We start from the raw sequence: 21,999 nt of genomic DNA on the forward strand, positions 1-21,999 counted from the left end.
TGAGAGGCCCGAACTCCCATGAAGACCACCACAGCCACCACAGCAGTCACCCTGGCCACAGCCCTCCTGCTGCCCCTGACGCTGACCGCCTGCGGCAACGGCAGTGACACCGCGGCGGACGGCGGGACGGTCACCGTCACCGTCGGCTACCAGTCCAAGACCATCAACACCGTCACCGCGGGCACCCTCCTGCGCTCCCTCGGCTACTTCGAGGACGAGCTGAACGCGCTGGGCGGGAAGACCACGTACAAGGTCGACTGGCAGGACTACGCCACCGGCGCCCCCATCACCGCCCAGATGACCGCCGGGAAGATCGACATCGGCTCGATGGGCGACTTCCCGCTGCTGCTCAACGCGGCCCGCGGCAAGCAGCTCGGCAAGCCCACCCGGCTCGTCGCGGCCACCGGCTACAACCTCCGGGGCGGCCTCAACACCATCGTCACGGCGCCCGGTTCGAAGCTGGGCACGCTCAAGGACCTGAAGGGCAGGAAGGTCTCGACGAGCATCGGGTCGGCGGCCGACGGCACCCTCGTACGGGCGCTGCGCGAGGCTGGCCTCGACCCCGACAAGGACATCGAGAAGCTCAACCAGCAGCCGGCCGTCGGCGCCTCCGCCCTCTCCGCCGGCAGCACCGACGCGCTGTCGCAGTTCGTGGCCTGGCCCGGACTGCTGACGTACCAGGGCAAGGCGAAGGCCCTGTACGACGGGGCCCAACTGGACCTGCCGACCTTCCACGGCGTGACCGCCCGCGAGGACTTCGCGCGACAGCGGCCGGTCGTCCTGGAAGCCTTCCTCAAGGCCCAGGCCAAGGCCACGGACTACCTCCACGAGCACCCCGTCGAGGCCGCCGAGAAGGTCGCCGACGCCACCGGTCTGCCCGCCGAGGTCGTCTACCTCTACAACGGCGCCCACGGCATCGCGACCTTCGACCCCGCGCTCAAGCCCGCACTGATCGCCGCCCTGAAGAAGGACGTGCCGGTCCTCAAGGCCGCGAAGCTGACGGGCGACGTGGACGTGGACGCCTTCGTCGACGACCGGTACGTCCGCAAGGCCCTCGGCGCCTCCTACGCGCAGCAGCTCGCGGCGGAACCGGCCCCGGCCGCGAGCGAGGTCTGGCCGAAGAACGCCGACGGGACCAAGTCCTTCGAGACCCCCGGCGAACTCCTCGCCTACGTCGCCGGACACAAGGACGGCATCCGCGCCGCGTACGTCCCGGACGCCACCACCGGCACCCAGTGGTTCGCCGACAAGGCGGTGTGGGTGGCCGACGGCGACCGGCTGCTGCCCTTCGTCGCCCCGGCCACGGCGAAGGCGTACGTCGCCGGACACGACGACGCCGAGGTCATCACCTACGCCGCCGCCCTGGAACGGGCCTCGTGAGCCGCCCCGCGAAAACCGGCGCCCGGCGCGTGCGGACGCCCGGCCCCCGCCCCCGTCCCGCCGCCCGCTACGGCCTGCGCGCCCTGTCCCTGGTCGCGGCCCTCGCCCTGTGGCAGTTGCTGACCAGCCTGGACGTCGACGTATGGCTGCGTTTCTCGCAGTTCCCCACCGTCACCGACGTGGCGCACGCCTTCGCGGACCGGGTGACCGGTCCGGACTACTGGACCGACCTGGCCGACAGCCTCACCCGCATCCTCACCGGCTTCCTGCTGGCCGCGGTGCTGGGGGTGGCGGTGGGCATCCTCGTGGCCCGGTCCCGCCTCGCCGAGGACCTGCTCGGGCCGGTCCTGGAGGTGATCCGCCCGATCCCCGCGATCGCCCTCGTCCCGGTGGCGATCCTGCTGTTCCCCTCCAACGAGCAGGGCATCGTCTTCATCACCTTCACCGCCGCGTTCTTCCCGGTGCTGGTCTCCACCCGGCACGCGGTACGGGCCCTGACCCCGGTGTGGGAGGAGGCGGTCCGCACGATGGGCGGCGGCCGCGGGCGGATCCTCGCCTCGGTCGTCCTGCCGGGCGCGCTGCCGGGCATCTTCGGCGGACTGTCGGTCGGCATCGGGGTGTCATGGATCTGTGTGATCTCCGCCGAGATGATCTCCGGGCAGTACGGCGTCGGCTACCGCACCTGGCAGGACTACACGGTCGTCAACTACCCCGGCGTCTTCGTCGGCATGGCCACGATCGGGGTGCTGGGCTGGCTGACGTCGACCGCCGTGGAGCTGATCGGCCGCCGGCTGACCCACTGGCTGCCCCGCACGTCCACCGCTCCCGCCGCCCGTCCCCGGGGGCCGCGCACCACCGCGCCCCGCGCCGCAGGACCGCAGACCGCCCCCGCGACCGCCGACGCCGTGACCACCACCAACGCCGTGGCCACCACCCCCGCCGCGACCGATCCCGCCGCGACCGGTCCCGCCGCGACCGATCCCGAGGAGGCACGTGATGAGCACCTCGTCTGAGACCCCGGCCCAGGTCCGTACGCGGCCACCGGCGACGGCCGTCGAGGAGGGGACGGGGACACCGGCCCCGGCCCCGGCCGCCGGGGAGAGCGCGGGGACACCGGCACCGCCCGCCGAGGGGCGGCGGGCGACCGCCGCCGGGCGCGGCACCCGGCTCGCTCTCCACCGCGCCGACCTCGGCCGTCCCGACGCCGTCGCCCTGACGGACGTGGGCCTGGACATCGCCCCCGGCGAGATCCTCACCGTCGTCGGCCCCTCCGGCTGCGGCAAGTCGACCCTCCTGCGCACCCTGGCGGGCCTGCTGCCACCGCTCGCCGGAGAGATCACCCAGGACGGGGCCCCGCTGACCGGCCCGGGGGCCGAACGCGCCCTCGTCTTCCAGGAGGACGCTCTCCTGCCCTGGCGCACCCTGCGCGCCAACGTCGAACTCCCGCTCGCCGTCCGGGGCGTGCCCCGCGCCGAACGCCGCGCCCAGGCCGAGGCGTGGCTGGCCCGGGTCGGGCTCGCCGAGTACTCCCGGCAGCTCCCGCACCGCGTCTCCGGCGGACAGCGCCAGCGCGCGCAGCTGGCCCGCGCGCTCGCCGGGCTCCCCCGCGCCGTCCTGATGGACGAGCCGTTCGGCGCGCTCGACGCACAGACCCGCGCCGGGATGCAGGACCTGCTGGTGGAGGTGTTGCGGGGCACGGGCGCCACGGTCGTCTTCGTCACCCACGACGTGGACGAGGCCCTGTTCCTCGGCGACCGCGTCGCCCTCCTCGGCTCCGGCCGGCTCACCGCCGTACGGGAGGTTCCGCGCCCCCGCGACCGCGCCGCCCACGACGACCCGGCGCGCGCGGCCCTGCGCCGCGACGTCCTGACCTCGCTCAGCGGCTGAGCGAGCGCGCACCCAGGCATCCGAGCACCCCAGAATCCGCGCACCCAGGTACCCGAGCACCCAGGCATCCGAGCCACTCAGGCATCCGAGCACTCAGGTACCGGAACACCCGAAAGGCATCCCGGTGGACACGGTGGAGACCTCCCTCACGATCCCGGCGCTCGCCGACGCCGAGGAGCTGACCTGCGACGTCCTCGTCATCGGCGGGGGCACCGCCGGCACCATGGCGGCCCTGACCGCCGCCGAGCACGGCGCGGACGTCCTGCTCCTGGAGAAGGCGCACGTGCGCCACTCCGGCGCCCTCGCCATGGGCATGGACGGCGTCAACAACGCCGTCATCCCGGGCCGCGCCGAGCCGGACGACTACGTCGCCGAGATCACCCGCGCCAACGACGGCATCGTCGACCAGTCCACCGTCCGCCAGACCGCCACCCGCGGCTTCGACATGGTGCGCCGGCTGGAGTCGTACGGGGTGAAGTTCGAGAAGGACGAGCACAACGAGTACGCGGTCCGCCAGGTGCACCGCTCCGGGTCGTACGTGCTGCCGATGCCGGAGGGCAAGGACGTCAAGAAGGTCCTGTACCGGCAGCTGCGGCGCCGGGAGATGCGGGAGAGGATCCGCATCGAGAACCGGGTCATGCCGGTGCGTGTGCTGACGGCCGGCCAGGGCGAGGACCGGCGGGCGGTGGGGGCCGTCGGCTTCCACACCCGTACCGGCGCGTTCGTCACCGTGCGCGCCGGAGCCGTGATCCTCGCGACCGGCGCCTGCGGCCGCCTCGGCCTGCCCGCCTCCGGCTACCTCTACGGCACCTACGAGAACCCCACCAACGCGGGCGACGGCTACGCCATGGCCTACCACGCGGGCGCCGAACTGACCGGCATCGAGTGCTTCCAGATCAACCCGCTGATCAAGGACTACAACGGCCCCGCCTGCGCCTACGTCGCCAACCCCTTCGGGGGCTACCAGGTCAACCGGCACGGCGAACGCTTCGTCGACTCCGACTACTGGTCCGGCCAGATGATGGCCGAGTTCGCCGCCGAGATCGCCTCCGACCGCGCCCCCGTCTATCTGAAGCTGAGCCACCTCCCGGAGGAGTCCGTCTCCGCCCTGGAGTCGATCCTGCACACGACGGAACGCCCCACGCGCGGGACCTTCCACGCGGGCCGCGGCCACGACTACCGCACCCACGACATCGAGATGCACATCTCGGAGATCGGCCTGTGCGGCGGCCACTCCGCCTCGGGCGTACGCGTCGACGACCAGGCCCGTACGACCGTCCCCCGCCTGTACGCGGCCGGTGACCTCGCCTGCGTCCCGCACAACTACATGATCGGCGCCTTCGTCTTCGGCGATCTCGCGGGCGCGGACGCCTCCCGGTACACCCCGTACGAGGGCGAGCTGCCCGCCGACCAGCTCCGCGCGGCGCACGACCTGATCTACCGTCCGCTGCGCCACCCGGACGGCCCTCCGCAGCCCCAGGTCGAGTACAAGCTCCGCCGTTTCGTCAACGACTACGTGGCGCCGCCGAAGTCCGGCGCCCGCCTGTCCCTGGCGCTGGAGTCCTTCGAGCGGATGCGGGACGACATCGCCGGGATGGGCGCCCGCACCCCGCACGAACTCATGCGCTGCGCCGAGGTCTCCTTCATCCGTGACTGCGCCGAGATGGCCGCCCGCGCCTCCCTGGCCCGCACCGAGTCCCGCTGGGGCCTCTACCACGACCGCCTCGACCACCCCCACCGCGACGACGCCTCCTGGTTCCACCACCTCGACCTGCGCAAGTCCGCCTCCGGTGCCATGGAGTTCACCGCCCGCCCCGTCGCCCCCTACCTCGTGCCCGTCGAGGAGTTCACCCCGGTCGGCGGCCCCTCCCGCCACCTCGGCGAGGTCCACGCGGAGAACGTGGCGACGGCGGGGTCCCGGGAGGTGGCGCCGGTGGCCGCGGGGGTTCCGGGGGTTCCGGGGGCGGCGAGTGCCGGGTCGGGGGAGGGGGCCCTCCCCCTCCCCTCCCACCCCACCCCCGAGACCTCCTCCCCCCGCCTCCTCGAACTGCTCGCCCTCGCCGAGGAGCAGCCCGAACTCGCCGCGCTGCGGCCCTATCTGGCCGACCCGGCGCCCGCCGTCCGCCGTGAGGCGGTCGCCGTCCTCACCGAGACGGTCCCGCCCGGCACCGGCCGCGCCCTCGCCGGGGCGCTCCGCGACTCCGCCGCCGAGGTCCGCGCCGCCGCGGCGGCCTCGCTCCGGGAACTCGTCGAGACGCTCCCGCCCGAGCCCGCCCTCCGCGACGGCCTCGCCGCCGCGCTGGCCGAGCCCGACCCTGTCGTCCGGGCCGTCGCCCTGGACGTGCTGCGCGCCCTGAGCCTCGGCGACACCGCCCTGTACGCGGCCTCCCTGACGGACTCCGACATCGCCGTCCGCATCGAGGCCGTACGCGCCCTCGTCTCGGTCGACGCCGCCACCGAACTGGCCGGGGCCGCGGCCACCGACCCCTCCCGCGAGGTCCGCGTCACGATCGCCAAGGCGCTGGCCACGGTCGCGGCGGACGCCGCGCACCCCCTGCCCCCGGCCGTCCTCCCCGCCCTGACGGCCCTGGCCTCCGACCCCGACCCCCTGGTCCGCGCCGCCGCCTACGCCGCTCTCGGCACCGTCGGCTGCCCGCCGCCGCTCGCCGCCCGAGCGGTGACCGCCCTCACCGACCCCGCCTGGCAGGTCCGCGCCGGCGCCGCCACGGCCCTGTCCACCGCTCCCTCCCCCGTGGCCGTGCCCGCCCTGACCGCCACCCTCACCGACCCCAACGCCGACGTCCGCAAGGCCACGGTCCTCTCCCTCACCCACCACACCACCACCGAGGAGGCCCGCGCCGCCCTCACCACCGCCACAAAGGATTCCGACGCCGACGTGAGGGCGTACGCGTCCCGCGCGCTGTCGGCCCGGTCGGACCGCCTCGCGTAGGTCACGTGCGGGAACACCACGAGAACGGAGTCAGCCCGGCGGGAGCGGCCACGCCTTCCGGACCCGGTCGAGTCTCAGACGCTCGGCGTGGACCCAGTCGTCCGGCAGCCGCACCAGCACACGGACCGAGGTGAGCGACACCACGGGGTCCCTCACCGTGACCTCGACGGCTTCGAGGTCACGACCTCGGGAGTGGTACGGCCCCGTCGGTGTGATCCGGACCTCCGGATTACGGCCGTCGTCCATCCACACCACCGGTCGGCCCTCGGCGAGCAGGTCGAGCGCGTCCGCCCAGTCCTCCAGGTCTTCCGGCAGCAGATACACCTCCTTGAGATGCCCGTTGGCGAATGCGCTGGTCACCGTGATCTCGACGTCGAGGCAACCGTCCCGCGGCGGGCACCCGGCATCCGGTCCCACCACGCGGACGACGACGCTGTTCTCGTCGTCCGCAAGGCGTATGAGTTCCACCGCTGTCTCCTTCGCGACGGTGGCCGTTCCGTCCTCACCGTCCTAGGCCCAGTCGTCGTGCTCGGGCTCCGGCTCCACGTCGGGCCAGTCGTAGTCGTGTCGTCCCCTGTCGGTGGCGCCCCGCGAGGCCGAACCCGGCGCGTTCCCGTCCGCCGGGGCCGCCTCCGGAGCCGGGGCCGGAGCCCCGTCGGCGTCCCCGCCCAGCGAACCCAGCACCCCCAGCACCCCCTCCCCGTACGTGGCCAGTTTCTTCTCGCCGATTCCGCTGATCGTGCCGAGTTCGGCGACGGACGTGGGGGCCGTGGCCGCGATCTCGCGGAGGGTGGCGTCGTGGAAGATGACGTAGGCCGGGACGCCCTGTTCGCGGGCCTGGTCGGCGCGCCAGGCGCGCAGGGCCTCGAAGACGGGGAGCAGTTCGTCGGGGAGTTCGACCGCCGCCTTCGGCTTGCGGTCGCCCCGGCCGGAGCCGGAAGAGCCCGAGCCGGAGGACGACGAGCGCGGGGCCGCCGGCTTCTTCGGTTCCTTGCGCAGCGGCACGTCCCGCTCCCGCCGCAGCACCGCCCCGCTCTCCTCGGTGAGCACGAGCGTGCCGTACTCGCCCTCGACCGCGAGGATGCCCTCCGCGAGCAGCTGCCGGACGACACCCCGCCACTCCCCCTCGGAGAGTTCCTCGCCGATGCCGAAGACGGAGAGCTGGTCGTGGTCGAACTGGATGACCTTCGCGGTCCGCCGCCCCAGCAGGATGTCGACGATCTGCACGGCGCCGAACTTCTGCCCGCGCTCCCGCTGCAGCCGCACCACCGTGGAGAGCACCTTCTGCGCGGCGACCGTGCCGTCCCAGGTCTCCGGCGGCACCAGGCAGGTGTCGCAGTTGCCGCAGCCCTCGGCCTGCGGTTCCTGGCCGAAGTACTGCAGCAGCTGGCCCCGGCGGCACTGGGCGGTCTCGCACAGCCCCAGCATCGCGTCGAGATGGCTTGCGGCCCGGCGACGGAACGCCTCGTCGCCCTCGCCGCTCTGGATCATCTTCCGCTGCTGGATGACGTCGTTGAGGCCGTACGCCATCCATGCCGTGGACGGCAGTCCGTCGCGTCCGGCGCGGCCGGTCTCCTGGTAGTAGCCCTCCACCGACTTCGGCAGGTCCAGGTGGGCGACGAACCGGACGTCGGGCTTGTCGATGCCCATGCCGAACGCGATCGTGGCGACGACCACGAGCCCTTCCTCGCGCAGGAACCGCGACTGGTGTGCGGCGCGGGTCCCCGCGTCGAGGCCGGCGTGGTACGGCACCGCCTCGACGCCGTTCTTGCTCAGGAACTCCGCCGTGCGCTCCACCGAGTTCCTGGACAGGCAGTAGACGATGCCCGCGTCGCCCGCGTGTTCCTGGCGCAGGAAGGACAGGAGCTGCTTCTTCGGGTCGGCCTTGGGGACGATCCGGTACTGGATGTTGGGCCGGTCGAAGCTGGCCTCGAAGTGGCGGGCCCGGGGCATGGCCAGCCGCTCGGTGATCTCGCGGTGCGTCGCGCGGGTGGCGGTCGCGGTGAGCGCGATGCGCGGCACGTCCGGCCAGCGCTCGCCGAGCAGGGAGAGGGACAGGTAGTCGGGCCGGAAGTCGTGGCCCCACTGGGAGACGCAGTGCGCCTCGTCGATCGCGAACACCGCGACCTTGCCGCGCCCGAGCAGGTCGAGGGTGGCGTCGAGCCGCAGCCGCTCCGGCGCGAGGTACAGCAGGTCCAGCTCCCCCGCGAGGAACTCGGCCTCCACCAGGCGCCGCTCGTCGAAGTCCTGGGTGGAGTTGATGAACCCGGCACGCACGCCCAGCGCCCGCAGGGCGTCCACCTGGTCCTGCATCAGTGCGATGAGCGGGGAGACCACGATGCCCGTACCGGGTCTGACCAGGGACGGGATCTGGTAGCAGAGGGACTTGCCGCCGCCGGTCGGCATGAGCACGACCGCGTCGCCGCCCGCGATCACATGCTCGATGACCGCCGCCTGCTCGCCCCGGAAGGCGTCGTACCCGAAGACCCGGTGGAGTACGGCCAGCGCCTCGCTGTCCGTCCCGGTGGTCCTGCCTTCGTCCGCCATCACACTCGTCCCGCCCGTTCCGATCATCGCCCGTCCCCCGCGCCCTTGCGTCCCTGCGCCCTGTGCCCTTGCGCCCTGTGCCCTTGCGTCCCTGCGTCTTCGCGGCCCGCGTTCTCGCGGCCCGAGCCTTCGTGGCCGGGCCGTCCGTGCTTCCTCCAGCCCTTGCCACCATAGGCGCCCGCACCGACAGCCTCAGAGTTATCCACAGGCTCCACCCGTGCGGGGCGGTCCCGGCCGGGTGGCGACAGCGGGACCCGGCCCCGTACGAACAGCGGGACCCGGCCCCTGAAGGAGCCGGGTCCCGCGACGTCCGCACCGCCCGAGCGGAGCGCTACCGCACGAACACCCCCGCCTGGCCCGCGAGGTCCAGGAAGTACTGCGGGGCGATGCCGAGCACCAGCGTGACGGCGACACCGACCGCGATCGCGGTCATGGTCAGCGGCGACGGCACGGCGACGGTCGGCCCCTCGGGCCGCGGCTCGCTGAAGAACATCAGCACGATGACGCGGATGTAGAAGAACGCGGCGATGGCCGAGGAGATCACACCGACCACGACGATCGCGCCCGCGCCGCCCTCCGCCGCCGCCTTGAACACGGCGAACTTGCCCGCGAACCCGGAGGTCAGCGGAATGCCCGCGAAGGCGAGCAGGAAGACCGCGAACACGGCCGCCACCAGGGGCGATCTGCGGCCGAGCCCGGCCCACTTGGAGAGGTGGGTGGCCTCGCCGCCCGCGTCGCGCACCAGGGTCACCACGGCGAACGCGCCGATCGTGACGAACGAGTAGGCGCCCAGGTAGAACAGCACGGACGAGACGCCGTCGGGCGAGGCCGCGATGACACCGGCGAGGATGAACCCGGCGTGGGCGATCGACGAGTAGGCGAGCAGTCGCTTGATGTCGGTCTGGGTGATGGCGACGATCGCGCCGCCCAGCATGGTGACGACGGCGACGGCCCACATGACCGGCCGCCAGTCCCAGCGCAGGCCGGGCAGGACGACGTACAGGAGCCGGAGCAGCGCGCCGAAGGCGGCCACCTTGGTCGCGGCGGCCATGAAGCCGGTGACCGGGGTGGGCGCGCCCTGGTAGACGTCGGGCGTCCACATGTGGAACGGCACCGCGCCGACCTTGAACAGCAGGCCCATGACGATCATGGCGGAGCCGATGAGCAGCAGCGCGTCGTTGCCCATGGTGTCGGCGAGGGCGGGGTTGATGTCGCCGATGGTGCCGTCGACGACCTGGGCGATCGTGGCGTAGTTCACCGAGCCGGCGTAGCCGTACAGCAGGGCGATGCCGAAGAGGGTGAAGGCGGAGGCGAAGGCGCCGAGCAGGAAGTACTTGACCGCGGCCTCCTGCGACATGAGCCGCTTGCGGCGGGCCACGGCGCACAGCAGGTACAGCGGGAGGGAGAAGACCTCCAGGGCGATGAACAGGGTCAGCAGGTCGTTGGCCGCCGGGAAGATCAGCATGCCGCCGATGGCGAACAGCAGCAGCGGGAACACCTCGGTGGTGGTGAAGCCGGCCTTGACGGCCGCCTTCTCGCTGTCGCTTCCGGGTACGGAGGCGGCCTGCGCGGCGAAGGAGTCGACCTTGTTGCCGTGCGTCTCGGGGTCGAGGCGCCGTTCGGCGAAGGTGAAGACGCCGAGGATGCCGGCCAGCAGGATCGTGCCCTGGAGGAACAGGGCCGGTCCGTCCACGGCGACGGCGCCCATGGCGGCGATGCCCGCCTTGGTGGTGCCGTAGCCGCGGGCCGCGAGGGCGACGACCGCGGCGAAGGACGCGGCGAGGGCGACGACGGAGAGGAACACCTGCGCGTAGTAGCGGGACTTGCGGGGGACGAAGGCCTCGATCAGCACCCCGAGGATCGCCGCTCCGATGACGATCAGGGTGGGCGACAGCTGCCCGTATTCGATCTTCGGCGCGTCGATCTTGGTGATCGGGTCGGCCGCGGTTGTCCACAGGCTGTGGACGGCTGATGCGCTCACTTGGCCGCCTCCACCTCGGGCTGGGGGTCCTTCTTCTGGACGTCGGACATGGTGTGCTCCACCGCCGGGTTGACGATGTCGGTGAGCGGCTTCGGGTAGACGCCGAGGAAGAGCAGCAGGACGATCAGCGGGGTGACCACCACGAGCTCCCGTGCCCGCAGATCGGGCATGCCCTCGACCTCGGCCTTCACCGGGCCGGTCATCGTCCGCTGGTAGAGGACGAGGACGTAGAGCGCGGCGAGGACGATGCCGACGGTGGCGATGATCCCGATCACCGGATAGCGCGCGAAGGTGCCGACCAGGACCAGGAACTCGCTGACGAACGGGGCGAGTCCGGGCAGCGACAGGGTCGCGAGGCCGCCGATCAGGAAGGTGCCGGCGAGCACCGGGGCGACCTTCTGCACGCCGCCGTAGTCGGCGATGAGCCGGGACCCGCGCCGGGAGATCAGGAAGCCCGCCACCAGCATGAGCGCGGCGGTCGAGATGCCGTGGTTGACCATGTAGAGCGTCGCGCCGGACTGGCCCTGGCTGGTCATCGCGAAGATGCCCAGGATGATGAACCCGAAGTGCGAGATCGACGCGTAGGCCACCAGCCGCTTGATGTCGCGCTGGCCGACCGCGAGCAGCGCCCCGTAGATGATGCTGATCAGCGCGAGGACCAGGATCACGGGCGTCGCCCACTCGCTGGCCTCGGGGAACAGCCCCAGGCAGAAGCGGAGCATCGCGAAGGTGCCGACCTTGTCGACGACCGCCGTGATGAGGACGGCGACCGGGGCGGTGGACTCCTGCATGGCGTTGGGCAGCCAGGTGTGCAGCGGCCACAGCGGGGCCTTCACCGCGAAGGCGAAGAAGAAGCCGAGGAACAGCCACCGCTCGGTGCTGGTGGCCATCTCCAGTGTGCCGTTGGCGCGGGCCTCGGCGATCTCCGGGAGCGAGAAGTTCCCGGCGACCACGTACAGGCCGATCACCGCGGCCAGCATGATCAGACCGCCGACCAGGTTGTAGAGGAGGAACTTCACCGCGGCGTACGAGCGCTGCGTGGACGCCGTCTCCTCGCCGTGCTGGTGGGCACGGTCGCCGAAGCCGCCGATGAGGAAGTACATCGGGATGAGCATGGCTTCGAAGAAGATGTAGAAGAGGAAGACGTCGGTGGCCTCGAAGGAGATGATCACCATCGCCTCGACGGCCAGGACGAGGGCGAAGTAGCCCTGGGTGGGCCGCCACCGCTTGCTGCCGGTCTCCACGGGGTCGGCGTCGTGCCAGCCCGCGAGGATGATGAACGGGATCAGCAGGGCGGTGAGCGCGATCAGCGCCACCGCGATGCCGTCCACGCCCAGCTCGTAGCGCACCCCGAAGTCCGCGATCCAGGCGTGGGACTCGGTGAGCTGGTAGCGGTCGCCGTCCGGGTCGAAGCGGAACAGGACGATCGCGGCGAGCACGAGCGTGGCCAGCGAGACGATCAGCGCCAGCAGTTTCGCGGCGTTGCGCCGCTGGGCCGGTACCGCGGCCGTGGCGATCGCCCCGAGGGCTGGGAGCGCCGCCGTCGCTGTCAGCAGAGGAAAGGACATCGGTATCAGACCGCCCTCATCAGCAGGGTCGCGGCGATGAGGATCGCAGCACCGCCGAACATCGAGACCGCGTACGACCGGGCATAGCCGTTCTGGATCCGGCGCAGCCGCCCGGAGAGGCCGCCCATCGAGGCCGCCGTGCCGTTGACGACACCGTCGACCAGGGTGTGGTCGACGTAGACGAGGGAGCGCGTGAGGTGCTCCCCGCCGCGGACGAGGACGACGTGGTTGAAGTCGTCCTGGTAGAGGTCGCGCCGGGCGGCCCGGGTGAGCAGCGATCCGCGCGGGGCGACGACGGGGACGGGCCTGCGCCCGTACTGGAGCCAGGCGAGGCCGACGCCGATGACCATCACGGCGACCGTGGCCGTGGTGACCGCGGCGGCGCCGATCGGCGGGTTTCCGTGCTGGTGGCCGGTGACGGGCTCCAGCCAGTGGAGGAACCGGTCGCCGATGCTGAAGTACGCGCCGCCGAAGACCGATCCGACGGCCAGGACGATCATCGGGATCGTCATGACCTTGGGCGACTCGTGCGGGTGCGGCTCGTGGCCGTGCTCGTCGGGCTGCCAGCGCTTCTCGCCGAAGAAGGTCATCAGCATCACGCGGGTCATGTAGAACGCGGTGATGGCCGCGCCCAGCAGGGCCACGCCGCCGAGGATCCAGCCCTCGGTGCCGCCCTTGGCGAACGCCGCCTCGATGATCTTGTCCTTGGAGAAGAAGCCGGACAGGCCGGGGAAGCCGATGATCGCGAGGTAGCCGAGGCCGAAGGTGACGAAGGTGACCGGCATGTACTTCCGCAGGCCGCCGTACTTGCGCATGTCGACCTCGTCGTTCATGCCGTGCATGACCGAGCCGGCGCCGAGGAAGAGCCCGGCCTTGAAGAAGCCGTGCGTCACCAGGTGCATGATCGCGAAGACGTAGCCGATGGGGCCGAGGCCCGCGGCGAGCACCATGTACCCGATCTGCGACATCGTCGAGCCGGCGAGGGCCTTCTTGATGTCGTCCTTCGCGCAACCGACGATCGCACCGAAGAGGAGCGTGACCGCGCCGACGACGGTGGTGACGAGCTGCGCGTCCGGGGCCGCGTTGAAGATGTCCGCGGACCGCACGATCAGGTAGACGCCCGCGGTGACCATGGTCGCGGCGTGGATGAGGGCCGAGACCGGGGTCGGGCCCTCCATCGCGTCCCCGAGCCAGGACTGCAGCGGCACCTGGGCGGACTTGCCGCAGGCGGCCAGCAGCAGCATCAGCGCGATGGCGGTGAGCGTGCCCTCGCCGGTGTCACCGGTGGCCTTCAGGACCGGCCCGAAGGCGAAGGTCCCGAAGGTGGTGAACATCAGCATGATGGCGATGGACAGGCCCACGTCACCGACGCGGTTGACCAGGAACGCCTTCTTCGCGGCGGTCGCGGCGCTGGGCTTGTGCTGCCAGAAGCCGATCAGCAGGTACGAGGCGAGGCCGACGCCCTCCCAGCCGACGTACAGCAGCAGGTAGTTGTCGGCGAGGACGAGCAGCAGCATCGCCGCGAGGAACAGGTTCAGATAGCCGAAGAAGCGGCGGCGCTCGTCGTGCTCCATGTACCCGATGGAGTACACGTGGATGAGCGAGCCGACTCCGGTGATCAGCAGGACGAACGTCATCGACAGCTGGTCGAGCTGGAAGGCGACGTCCGCCTGGAAGCCCTCGACGGGGATCCAGCTGAACAGGAACTGGCTCATCGCGCGGTGTTCGGCCTCCTTGCCGAGCATGTCGGCGAAGAGGACGACACCGATGACGAAGGAGGCGGCGGCCAGCGCCGTGCCGATCCAGTGGCCGACGGCGTCGAACCGCCGGCCGCCGCACAGCAGGACCGCGGCTCCGAGCAGGGGCGCCGCGATCAGCAGCGCAATCAGGTTCTCCACGATTCTTCCGACCCCTTACAGCTTCATCAGGCTGGCGTCGTCGACCGAGGCCGAGTGGCGGGACCGGAACAGCGACACGATGATCGCGAGTCCGACCACGACCTCCGCGGCGGCGACGACCATCGTGAAGAAGGCGATGATCTGGCCGTCGAGATTGCCGTGCATCCGGGAGAAGGCGACCAGGGTGAGGTTGCAGGCGTTGAGCATCAGCTCCACGCACATGAACACCACGATCGCGTTCCGCCTGATCAGGACGCCGGTGGCGCCGATCGTGAACAGCAGGGCGGCGAGATACAGGTAGTTGACGGGATTCACTTCGATGCCTCCCCGCTCTTGCCGCCGTTTCCGCCCGGGGTGCGCTCCAGGCGGTCCTCGGCGCGCTGTTCCAGGGCCTTGAGGTCGTTGAGCGCCTCGGTCGACACGTCACGGACCTGGCCCCGGTCCCGCAGCGTCTTGCTGACGGTCAGCTCCGAGGGGGTGCCGTCGGGCAGCAGGCCCGGGATGTCGACCGCGTTGTGCCGGGCGTAGACGCCCGGGGCCGGCAGCGGCGGGAGGTGCTTGCCCTCGCGGACGCGCTGTTCGGCCAGCTCGCGCTGGGTCTTGGCGCGCTCGGTGCGCTCCCGGTGGGTGAGGACCATGGCGCCCACCGCGGCCGTGATGAGCAGGGCGCCGGTCAGCTCGAAGGCGAACACGTAGTCGGTGAAGATCAGGGCCGCGAGGCCCTCCACGTTGCCGCCCGCGTTCGCGGTGCCCAGGCCGTTGAACTCCGTCAGGGAGGCGTTGCCGATGCCCGCGATCAGCAGGATGCCGAAGCCGGCGCCGCACAGCAGGGCCAGCCAGCGCTGACCCTTGATGGTCTCCTTCAGGGAGTCCGCCGCGGTGACGCCGACGAGCATCACCACGAACAGGAACAGCATCATGATCGCGCCGGTGTAGACGACGATCTGCACGATGCCCAGGAAGTAGGCGCCGTTGGCGAGGTAGAACACCGCCAGGATCACCATCGTGCCCGCGAGGCAGAGCGCGCTGTGCACGGCCCGCTTCATGAAGACGGTGCACAGGGCGCCGATGACGGCGACCGTGCCGAGCACCCAGAACTGGACGGCCTCACCGGTGGACGTGGTGTAGGCGGCGAGTTGCGCGCTCACGCGTCCACCTCCTCGTCCTCTGGCTTCTCGCCCTTGGAGACGGCGACCTGCCGCACCGTGCCGGGCGCGGCCTCGGTGACCAGACCCCGGTAGTAGTCCTGCTCGTCGGTGCCCGGGAAGATCGAGTGGGGCGAGTCGACCATGCCCTCCTCCAGCCCGGCGAGCAGCTGCTCCTTGGTGTAGATGAGGTTGGCTCGGCTGCTGTCCGCCAGCTCGAACTCGTTGGTCATCGTGAGCGCGCGCGTGGGGCACGCCTCGATGCACAGGCCGCACAGGATGCAGCGGGCGTAGTTGATCTGGTAGACGGCGCCGTACCTCTCGCCCGGCGAGTAGCGCTCCTCGTCGGTGTTGTCGGCGCCCTCCACGTAGATGGCGTCGGCGGGACACGCCCAGGCGCACAGCTCGCAGCCGACGCACTTCTCCAGGCCGTCCGGATGGCGGTTGAGCTGGTGCCGGCCGTGGAACCGCGGGGCCGTGGTCTTCTGCTGCTCCGGGTACTGCTCGGTCAGCCGCTTCTTGAACATGGCCTTGAAGGTCACGCCGAAGCCGGCGACGGGGTTCTGGAACCCCTGCTTGTTCTCTTTCGGTTCCTCAGCCATCGGACGCCTCCCTCCCATTCGAAGATCCGTCACTGTCAGTATCGGACCCGCCACTGACAATCAGCTCCCGTTCCCGGCGCGGACGCCTGCGCGGCACCGGCGGGAGGGTCTGTCCGGGCAGGGGCGGTACGGGGAACCCGCCGGCCATCGGGTCGAAGGCGGCCGGTTCGGCGGGCAGGTCCTGGGCCTCGCGCCGGTCGCGGAACATGTCGGCGACGACGGAGAGCAGGAACAGCACGATGACGGCGCCGGCCACGTACAGGGCGATCTCGGCGAAGTCGTAGTTCTCGTTGCGCAGGGTCCGCACCGTGGCGACGAGCATCAGCCAGACCACGGAGACCGGCAGCAGGACCTTCCAGCCGAGCTTCATCAGCTGGTCGTAGCGGACGCGCGGGAGGGTGCCGCGCAGCCAGATGAAGAAGAACAGCAGCAGCTGCACCTTCACCACGAACCAGAGCATCGGCCACCAGCCGTGGTTGGCGCCCTCCCAGAAGGTGCTGACGGGCCAGGGGGCCCGCCAGCCGCCGAGGAAGAGCGTCACCGACACGGCGGAGACGGTGACCATGTTGACGTACTCGGCGAGCATGAACATCGCGAACTTGATCGACGAGTACTCGGTGTTGAAGCCGCCGACCAGGTCGCCCTCGGACTCCGGCATGTCGAACGGGGCCCGGTTGGTCTCGCCGACCATGGTCACGATGTAGATCAGGAACGAGACCGGCAGCAGCACGATGTACCAGCGGTCCTGCTGCGCCTCCACGATCGCGGAGGTCGACATCGACCCCGAGTAGAGGAAGACGGAGGCGAACGCGGCGCCCATGGCGATCTCGTACGAGATCATCTGGGCGGCGGACCGCAGGCCGCCGAGCAGCGGGTAGGTGGAGCCGGAGCTCCAGCCCGCCAGCACGATGCCGTAGATGCCGACCGAGGCGACCGCGAGGACGTAGAGCATCGCGATCGGCAGGTCGGTCAGCTGCATCGTGGTGCGCTGGCCGAAGATCGAGACCTCGTTGCCGGCCGGGCCGAAGGGGATCACCGCGATCGCCATGAAGGCCGGGATGGCCGCGACGATCGGTGCGAGGACGTAGACGACCTTGTCCGCGCGTTTGACGATGACGTCTTCCTTCAGCATCAGCTTGATGCCGTCGGCGAGGGACTGGAGCATGCCCCAGGGGCCGTGCCGGTTGGGGCCGATGCGCAGCTGCATCCAGGCGACGACCTTGCGCTCCCACACGATGGAGAAGAGCACGGTGATCATCAGGAAGGCGAAGCAGAACACCGCCTTGACGACGACCAGCCACCAGGGGTCGCGGCCGAACATCGAGAGGTCTTCCGCGGCGAGGGAGTACGCGGTCATGCCTCCACCTCCTCGGGGGCCTCGGCGGCGAGCGTCGCGGGGCCGATACGGACGAGTGCGCCGGGCTGCGCCCCGGTGTCGGAGGCGACGCCCGAGCCGGTGGAGTTCAGCGGCAGCCAGACGACACGGTCGGGCATCTCGGTGATCTGCAGCGGGAGTTCGACGGCTCCGGCGGGGCCGCTGACCGCGAGGACGTCGCCGTTCTTGACGCCCGCCTCGGCGGCGGTGGCGGCGGACACGCGCGCGTGCGCGGCGTGCCGTGTGCCGGCGAGGGCATCGTCGCCGTCCTGGAGGCGGCCCTGGTCGAGCAGCAGCCGGTGTCCGGCGAGGACGGCCTCCCCGGCGGCCGGGCGCGGCAGTCCGGCCGCGACCTCCACCGGCTCGTGGGCCCGCGCGCCGTCCCAGCCGCCGAGGCGGTCCAGCTCCGCGCGCGTGGTGGCCAGGTCCGGCAGCCCCAGGTGGACGTCCATGGCGTCGGCCAGCATCTGCAGGACCCGTCCGTCGGTGGGTGCCACCCGGCGGGTCATCTGGTCGGGCTTCAGCGCGGCCTCGAACATCCGGGCGCGGCCCTCCCAGTTGAGGAAGGTGCCCGCCTTCTCGGCGACGGCGGCGACCGGAAGGACGACGTCCGCCCGGTCGGTGACCTCGCTGGGCCGCAGTTCCAGCGACACCAGGAAGCCCACCGCGGTGAGCGCCTCACGCGCGCGCGGCGGGTCGGGCAGGTCGGCTACCTCGACACCCGCCACCACCAGGGCCCCGAGCTCTCCGGTGGCGGCGGCCTCGACGATCTGTCCGGTGTCCCGGCCGTAGCGCGTCGGGAGTTCGGCGACACCCCAGGCTGCGGCGACCTCGGCCCGCGCGCGCGGGTCGGTCGCGGGGCGTCCGCCCGGCAGCGCCGACGGCAGCGCGCCCGCCTCGACGGCGGCCCGCTCCCCGGCCCGGCGCGGGATCCACGCCAGCTTCGCACCGGTGAGGGACGCGGCCCGGACGGCGGCGGTGAGACCGCCCGCCACGGCCGCGAACCGCTCCCCGACGACGATCACGGCGCCCTCGGTGCGCAGCGCCTCGGCCGCCCGGGTGCCGTCCTCGTCCAGCCCGAAGCCGCTCGCGAGGGCGTCCAGCCACTCGGTCTCGGTGCCGGGCGCGGCGGGCAGCAGCGTGCCGCCGGCCTTCGCAAGGCCCCGGGTGGCGTGGGTGGCCAGCGCGTACACCTGCTGCTTGTGCTTGCGCCACGCCTTGCGCAGCCTCAGGAAGACGCCGGGCGCCTCCTCCTCGGCCTCGAACCCGACCAGCAGGATCGCGGGGGCCTTCTCCAGGGCGGCGTACGTGACGCCGCTGCCGTCGAGGTCCCGGCCCCGGCCGGCGACGCGGGCGGCCAGGAAGTCGGCCTCCTCGCCGCTGTGCACGCGCGCGCGGAAGTCGATGTCGTTGGTGTCGAGGGCCACGCGCGCGAACTTGCTGTACGCGTAGGCGTCCTCGACGGTGAGCCGGCCGCCGGTGAGGACACCGGCCCGGCCGCGGGCGGCGAGGAGTCCGCGGGCGGCGGCCTCCAGGGCCTCCGGCCAGGACGCCGGCTCCAGGACGCCCTCGGCGTTGCGGACGAGGGGGGTGGTGAGCCGGTCCGGGCGCTGCGCGTAGCGGAACGCGAACCGTCCCTTGTCGCAGATCCACTCCTCGTTGACCTCGGGGTCGTTGGCCGCGAGGCGCCGCATGACCTTGCCGCGCCGGTGGTCGGTGCGGGTGGCGCAGCCGCCGGAGCAGTGCTCGCAGACCGACGGCGAGGAGACGAGGTCGAAGGGGCGGGAGCGGAACCGGTACGCCGCCGAGGTCAGCGCGCCGACGGGGCAGATCTGGATGGTGTTGCCGGAGAAGTACGACTCGAAGGGGTCGCCCTCTCCGGTGCCGACCTGCTGCAGCGCGCCCCGCTCGACCAGTTCGATCATCGGGTCGCCGGCGACCTGGTTGGAGAACCGGGTGCAGCGGGCGCACAGCACGCACCGCTCACGGTCGAGCAGTACCTGCGTGGAGATCGGTACGGGCTTCTCGTAGGTGCGCTTCCTGCCCTCGAAGCGGGACTCGGCCTGTCCGTGCGAGACGGCCTGGTTCTGCAGGGGGCACTCGCCGCCCTTGTCGCAGACCGGGCAGTCCAGGGGGTGGTTGATGAGCAGGAGCTCCATCACCCCCTTCTGGGCCTTCTCCGCGACCGGGGAGGTCAGGTGCGTCTTGACGACCATCCCGTCCGTACAGGTGATCGTGCAGGACGCCATGGGCTTGCGCTGGCCCTCGACCTCGACGATGCACTGGCGGCAGGCGCCGACCGGGTCGAGGAGGGGGTGGTCGCAGAAGCGGGGGATCTCGACGCCGAGTTGTTCGGCGGCCCGGATGACCAGGGTGCCCTTGGGCACGCTGATGTCGATGCCGTCGATGGTCAGCGAGACCAGGTCCTCCGGCGGGACCGCCGCCTCGCCGCCCCCGGAGGGAGCGCTCGTGGTCACGGTCATGCGTTCACCTCCGCGTGCTTGTCCTTGTCGGCCCAGACCGTCGACCTGGCCGGGTCGAACGGGCAGCCACGGCCCGTGATGTGGTCCTCGTACTCCGCGCGGAAGTACTTGAGGGAGGAGAAGATCGGCGAGGCGGCGCCGTCGCCGAGGGCGCAGAAGGACTTGCCGTTGATGTTGTCGGCGATGTCGTTCAGCTTGTCGAGGTCGCTCATGACGCCCTTGCCGGCCTCGATGTCACGCAGCAACTGGACCAGCCAGTAGGTGCCTTCGCGACAGGGGGTGCACTTGCCGCAGGACTCGTGGGCGTAGAACTCGGTCCAGCGGGTGACGGCCCGCACCACGCAGGTGGTCTCGTCGAAGCACTGCAGTGCCTTGGTGCCGAGCATGGAACCGGCGGCGCCCACGCCCTCGTAGTCGAGGGGCACGTCGAGGTGCTCGTCGGTGAACATGGGGGTCGAGGAGCCGCCCGGGGTCCAGAACTTGAGGCGGTGTCCGGGGCGCATCCCGCCGCTCATCTCCAGGAGCTGGCGCAGCGTGATGCCGAGCGGCGCCTCGTACTGGCCGGGGCTCGCGACATGGCCGCTGAGCGAGTAGAGCGTGAAGCCGGGGGACTTCTCGCTGCCCATCGACCGGAACCATTCCTTGCCCTTGTGCAGGATGGCGGGAACCGACGCGATGGACTCGACGTTGTTCACGACAGTGGGGCACGCGTAGAGGCCCTCGACGGCGGGGAAGGGAGGGCGCAGTCGCGGCTGGCCACGGCGGCCTTCGAGCGAGTCGAGCAGCGCGGTCTCCTCACCGCAGATGTACGCGCCGGCGCCCGCGTGCACGGTGATGTCGAGGTCGAGTCCGCTGCCCAGGATGTTCTCGCCGAGGAAGCCGGCCTCGTAGGCCTCACGGACGGCCTCGTGCAGCCGTCGCAGGACCGGGACGACCTCACCGCGCAGATAGATGAAGGCGTGCGCGGACCGGATGGCGTAGCACGCGATGATCATGCCCTCGATGAGGCTGTGCGGGTTCGCGAAGAGGAGCGGGATGTCCTTGCACGTCCCGGGCTCCGACTCGTCGGCGTTGACGACCAGGTAGTGCGGCTTTCCGTCCCCCTGCGGGATGAACTGCCACTTCATCCCGGTCGGGAAACCGGCGCCGCCCCGGCCGCGCAGCCCGGACTCCTTGACGTACGCGATGACGTCGTCCGGGGACATGGCCAGTGCCTTGCGCAGACCTTCGTAGCCGTCGTGTCTGCGGTAGACGTCGAGGGACCAGGCCCGGTCCTCGTCCCAGAAGGCCGACAGCACGGGTGCGAGCAGCTTGTCCGGGCTGGTGCCCTTGATCTCGGGTGCCAACGTCATCACTCCCCCTCCTCGGCTGCAGGCCCGGCCGGGTGGGCAGGGTCCGAGGCCGACGTGTCCTGCGGCGCGTCGTGCGAACTGAGGTGCTCGGTGGGTGACGGCTCGTGCACCTTGCCGCGCGGCTCGTCCTGCGGACCGCCGTCCCGTGGGTGGACCACGCGCGCGGGTCCGGTCTCGCCCTTGGCCAGGCGGAGGCCGACCAGCGAGGCGGGGCCCGCGCCGCCGCTCGCCTCGACGGCCCCGGGCCGCTCGTCGGGGAAGCCGGCGAGGATCCGCGCGGTCTCCTTGAAGGTGCACAGCGGGGCCCCGCGCGTGGGCGCGACCTCGGCCCCGTCGCGCAGGTCGTCGACGAGGCGCTTGGCGCTGTCGACGGTCTGGTTGTCGAAGAACTCCCAGTTGACCATCACGACCGGCGCGAAGTCGCAGGCCGCGTTGCACTCGATGTGCTCCAGCGTGACCTTGCCGTCGTCGGTGGTCTCGCCGTTGCCGACGCCCAGGTGGTCCTGGAGCGCCTCGAAGATCGCGTCGCCGCCCATCACCGCGCACAGGGTGTTGGTGCAGACGCCCACCTGGTAGTCGCCGGACGGCTTGCGCCGGTACATGGAGTAGAAGGTGGCGACGGCGGTGACCTCGGCGGTGGTCAGGCCGAGCACGTCGGCGCAGAACCGCACGCCGGTGCGCGTGACATGTCCCTCCTCGGCCTGCATGAGGTGCAGCAGCGGCAGGAGGGCGGACCGGGAGTCCGGGTAGCGGGCGACGACCTCGGCGGCGTCCCGCTCCAGCCGTGCTCGAACGTCGTCCGGGAAGTCGGGCGCGGGCAGTTGGGGCATG

At 71.5% G+C, this 21,999-nt stretch carries 16 protein-coding genes; 4 read left to right on the plus strand and 12 right to left on the minus strand.

Annotation, left to right across the window (positions count from 1 at the left end; all coding sequences use genetic code 11):
* Nucleotides 1-18 precede the first annotated feature (18 nt).
* The 4 genes from PYR72_RS20330 to PYR72_RS20345 all read left to right on the plus strand — a co-directional run bounded on the left by PYR72_RS20330 (nt 19) and on the right by PYR72_RS20345 (nt 6,217).
* Nucleotides 19-1,380 (plus strand): ABC transporter substrate-binding protein, encoded by a 1,362-nt coding sequence (locus PYR72_RS20330; protein ID WP_275456638.1) that lies wholly within the window; start codon nt 19-21, stop codon nt 1,378-1,380.
* The gene (locus tag PYR72_RS20335; protein ID WP_275456639.1) at nt 1,377-2,393 is read left to right on the plus strand and encodes an ABC transporter permease; all 1,017 of its coding nucleotides are present in this window, start codon (nt 1,377-1,379) and stop codon (nt 2,391-2,393) included. The genes PYR72_RS20330 and PYR72_RS20335 overlap by 4 nt, the downstream gene beginning before the upstream one ends.
* The gene (locus PYR72_RS20340; protein ID WP_275456640.1) at nt 2,377-3,267 is read left to right on the plus strand and encodes an ATP-binding cassette domain-containing protein; all 891 of its coding nucleotides are present in this window, start codon (nt 2,377-2,379) and stop codon (nt 3,265-3,267) included. The genes PYR72_RS20335 and PYR72_RS20340 overlap by 17 nt, the downstream gene beginning before the upstream one ends.
* 151 nt (nt 3,268-3,418) lie before the next feature.
* A complete protein-coding gene (locus PYR72_RS20345) occupies nt 3,419-6,217 on the plus strand; it encodes a fumarate reductase/succinate dehydrogenase flavoprotein subunit (protein WP_275460464.1) in 2,799 nt (932 codons plus the stop codon).
* Nucleotides 6,218-6,247: 30 nt separating this feature from the next.
* Here the strand turns inward: PYR72_RS20345 and PYR72_RS20350 are convergent, their stop codons facing one another.
* The 12 genes from PYR72_RS20350 to nuoE all read right to left on the minus strand — a co-directional run bounded on the left by PYR72_RS20350 (nt 6,248) and on the right by nuoE (nt 21,998).
* Nucleotides 6,248-6,685, minus strand: coding sequence for a DUF5959 family protein (locus PYR72_RS20350; protein WP_275456641.1), 438 nt, complete (start codon nt 6,683-6,685; stop codon nt 6,248-6,250).
* A gap of 42 nt (nt 6,686-6,727) precedes the next feature.
* Nucleotides 6,728-8,791 carry a DNA helicase RecQ gene (recQ, locus tag PYR72_RS20355; RefSeq protein ID WP_275456642.1) on the minus strand — a complete coding sequence of 688 codons (2,064 nt, stop codon included), beginning with the start codon at nt 8,789-8,791 and terminating at the stop codon, nt 6,728-6,730.
* Nucleotides 8,792-9,095: 304 nt separating this feature from the next.
* Nucleotides 9,096-10,745: an NADH-quinone oxidoreductase subunit NuoN gene (gene nuoN / locus PYR72_RS20360; protein WP_275456643.1), complete on the minus strand. Its 1,650-nt coding sequence runs from the start codon at nt 10,743-10,745 to the stop codon at nt 9,096-9,098.
* Entirely contained in the window at nt 10,742-12,313 is a 1,572-nt protein-coding gene (locus tag PYR72_RS20365; RefSeq protein ID WP_275456644.1) for an NADH-quinone oxidoreductase subunit M, read from the minus strand. Before PYR72_RS20365 ends, nuoN begins: the two co-directional genes overlap by 4 nt.
* Before the next feature lie 5 nt (nt 12,314-12,318).
* Nucleotides 12,319-14,211 (minus strand): NADH-quinone oxidoreductase subunit L, encoded by a 1,893-nt coding sequence (gene nuoL / locus PYR72_RS20370; protein ID WP_275456645.1) that lies wholly within the window; start codon nt 14,209-14,211, stop codon nt 12,319-12,321.
* A 15-nt stretch (nt 14,212-14,226) separates the two neighbouring features.
* The gene (gene nuoK / locus PYR72_RS20375) at nt 14,227-14,526 is read right to left on the minus strand and encodes an NADH-quinone oxidoreductase subunit NuoK (protein ID WP_005481399.1); all 300 of its coding nucleotides are present in this window, start codon (nt 14,524-14,526) and stop codon (nt 14,227-14,229) included.
* Entirely contained in the window at nt 14,523-15,359 is an 837-nt protein-coding gene (locus tag PYR72_RS20380; protein WP_275456646.1) for an NADH-quinone oxidoreductase subunit J, read from the minus strand. Before PYR72_RS20380 ends, nuoK begins: the two co-directional genes overlap by 4 nt.
* On the minus strand, nt 15,356-15,958 hold the full coding sequence (nuoI, locus tag PYR72_RS20385) for an NADH-quinone oxidoreductase subunit NuoI (protein WP_059083512.1): 603 nt from the start codon (nt 15,956-15,958) through the stop codon (nt 15,356-15,358). Before nuoI ends, PYR72_RS20380 begins: the two co-directional genes overlap by 4 nt.
* On the minus strand, nt 15,951-17,315 hold the full coding sequence (gene nuoH, locus PYR72_RS20390) for an NADH-quinone oxidoreductase subunit NuoH (protein ID WP_275456647.1): 1,365 nt from the start codon (nt 17,313-17,315) through the stop codon (nt 15,951-15,953). Before nuoH ends, nuoI begins: the two co-directional genes overlap by 8 nt.
* Nucleotides 17,312-19,816 (minus strand): NADH-quinone oxidoreductase subunit G, encoded by a 2,505-nt coding sequence (locus PYR72_RS20395; protein ID WP_275456648.1) that lies wholly within the window; start codon nt 19,814-19,816, stop codon nt 17,312-17,314. Before PYR72_RS20395 ends, nuoH begins: the two co-directional genes overlap by 4 nt.
* Nucleotides 19,813-21,168, minus strand: a complete 1,356-nt coding sequence (gene nuoF / locus PYR72_RS20400) for an NADH-quinone oxidoreductase subunit NuoF (protein WP_275456649.1) — start codon at nt 21,166-21,168, stop codon at nt 19,813-19,815. Before nuoF ends, PYR72_RS20395 begins: the two co-directional genes overlap by 4 nt.
* On the minus strand, nt 21,168-21,998 hold the full coding sequence (gene nuoE / locus PYR72_RS20405; protein ID WP_275460465.1) for an NADH-quinone oxidoreductase subunit NuoE: 831 nt from the start codon (nt 21,996-21,998) through the stop codon (nt 21,168-21,170). Before nuoE ends, nuoF begins: the two co-directional genes overlap by 1 nt.
* Nucleotide 21,999 lies beyond the last annotated feature (1 nt).

This window comes from Streptomyces sp. VNUA24 (genome assembly GCF_029167005.1).
GTDB lineage: Bacteria > Actinomycetota > Actinomycetes > Streptomycetales > Streptomycetaceae > Streptomyces > Streptomyces scabiei.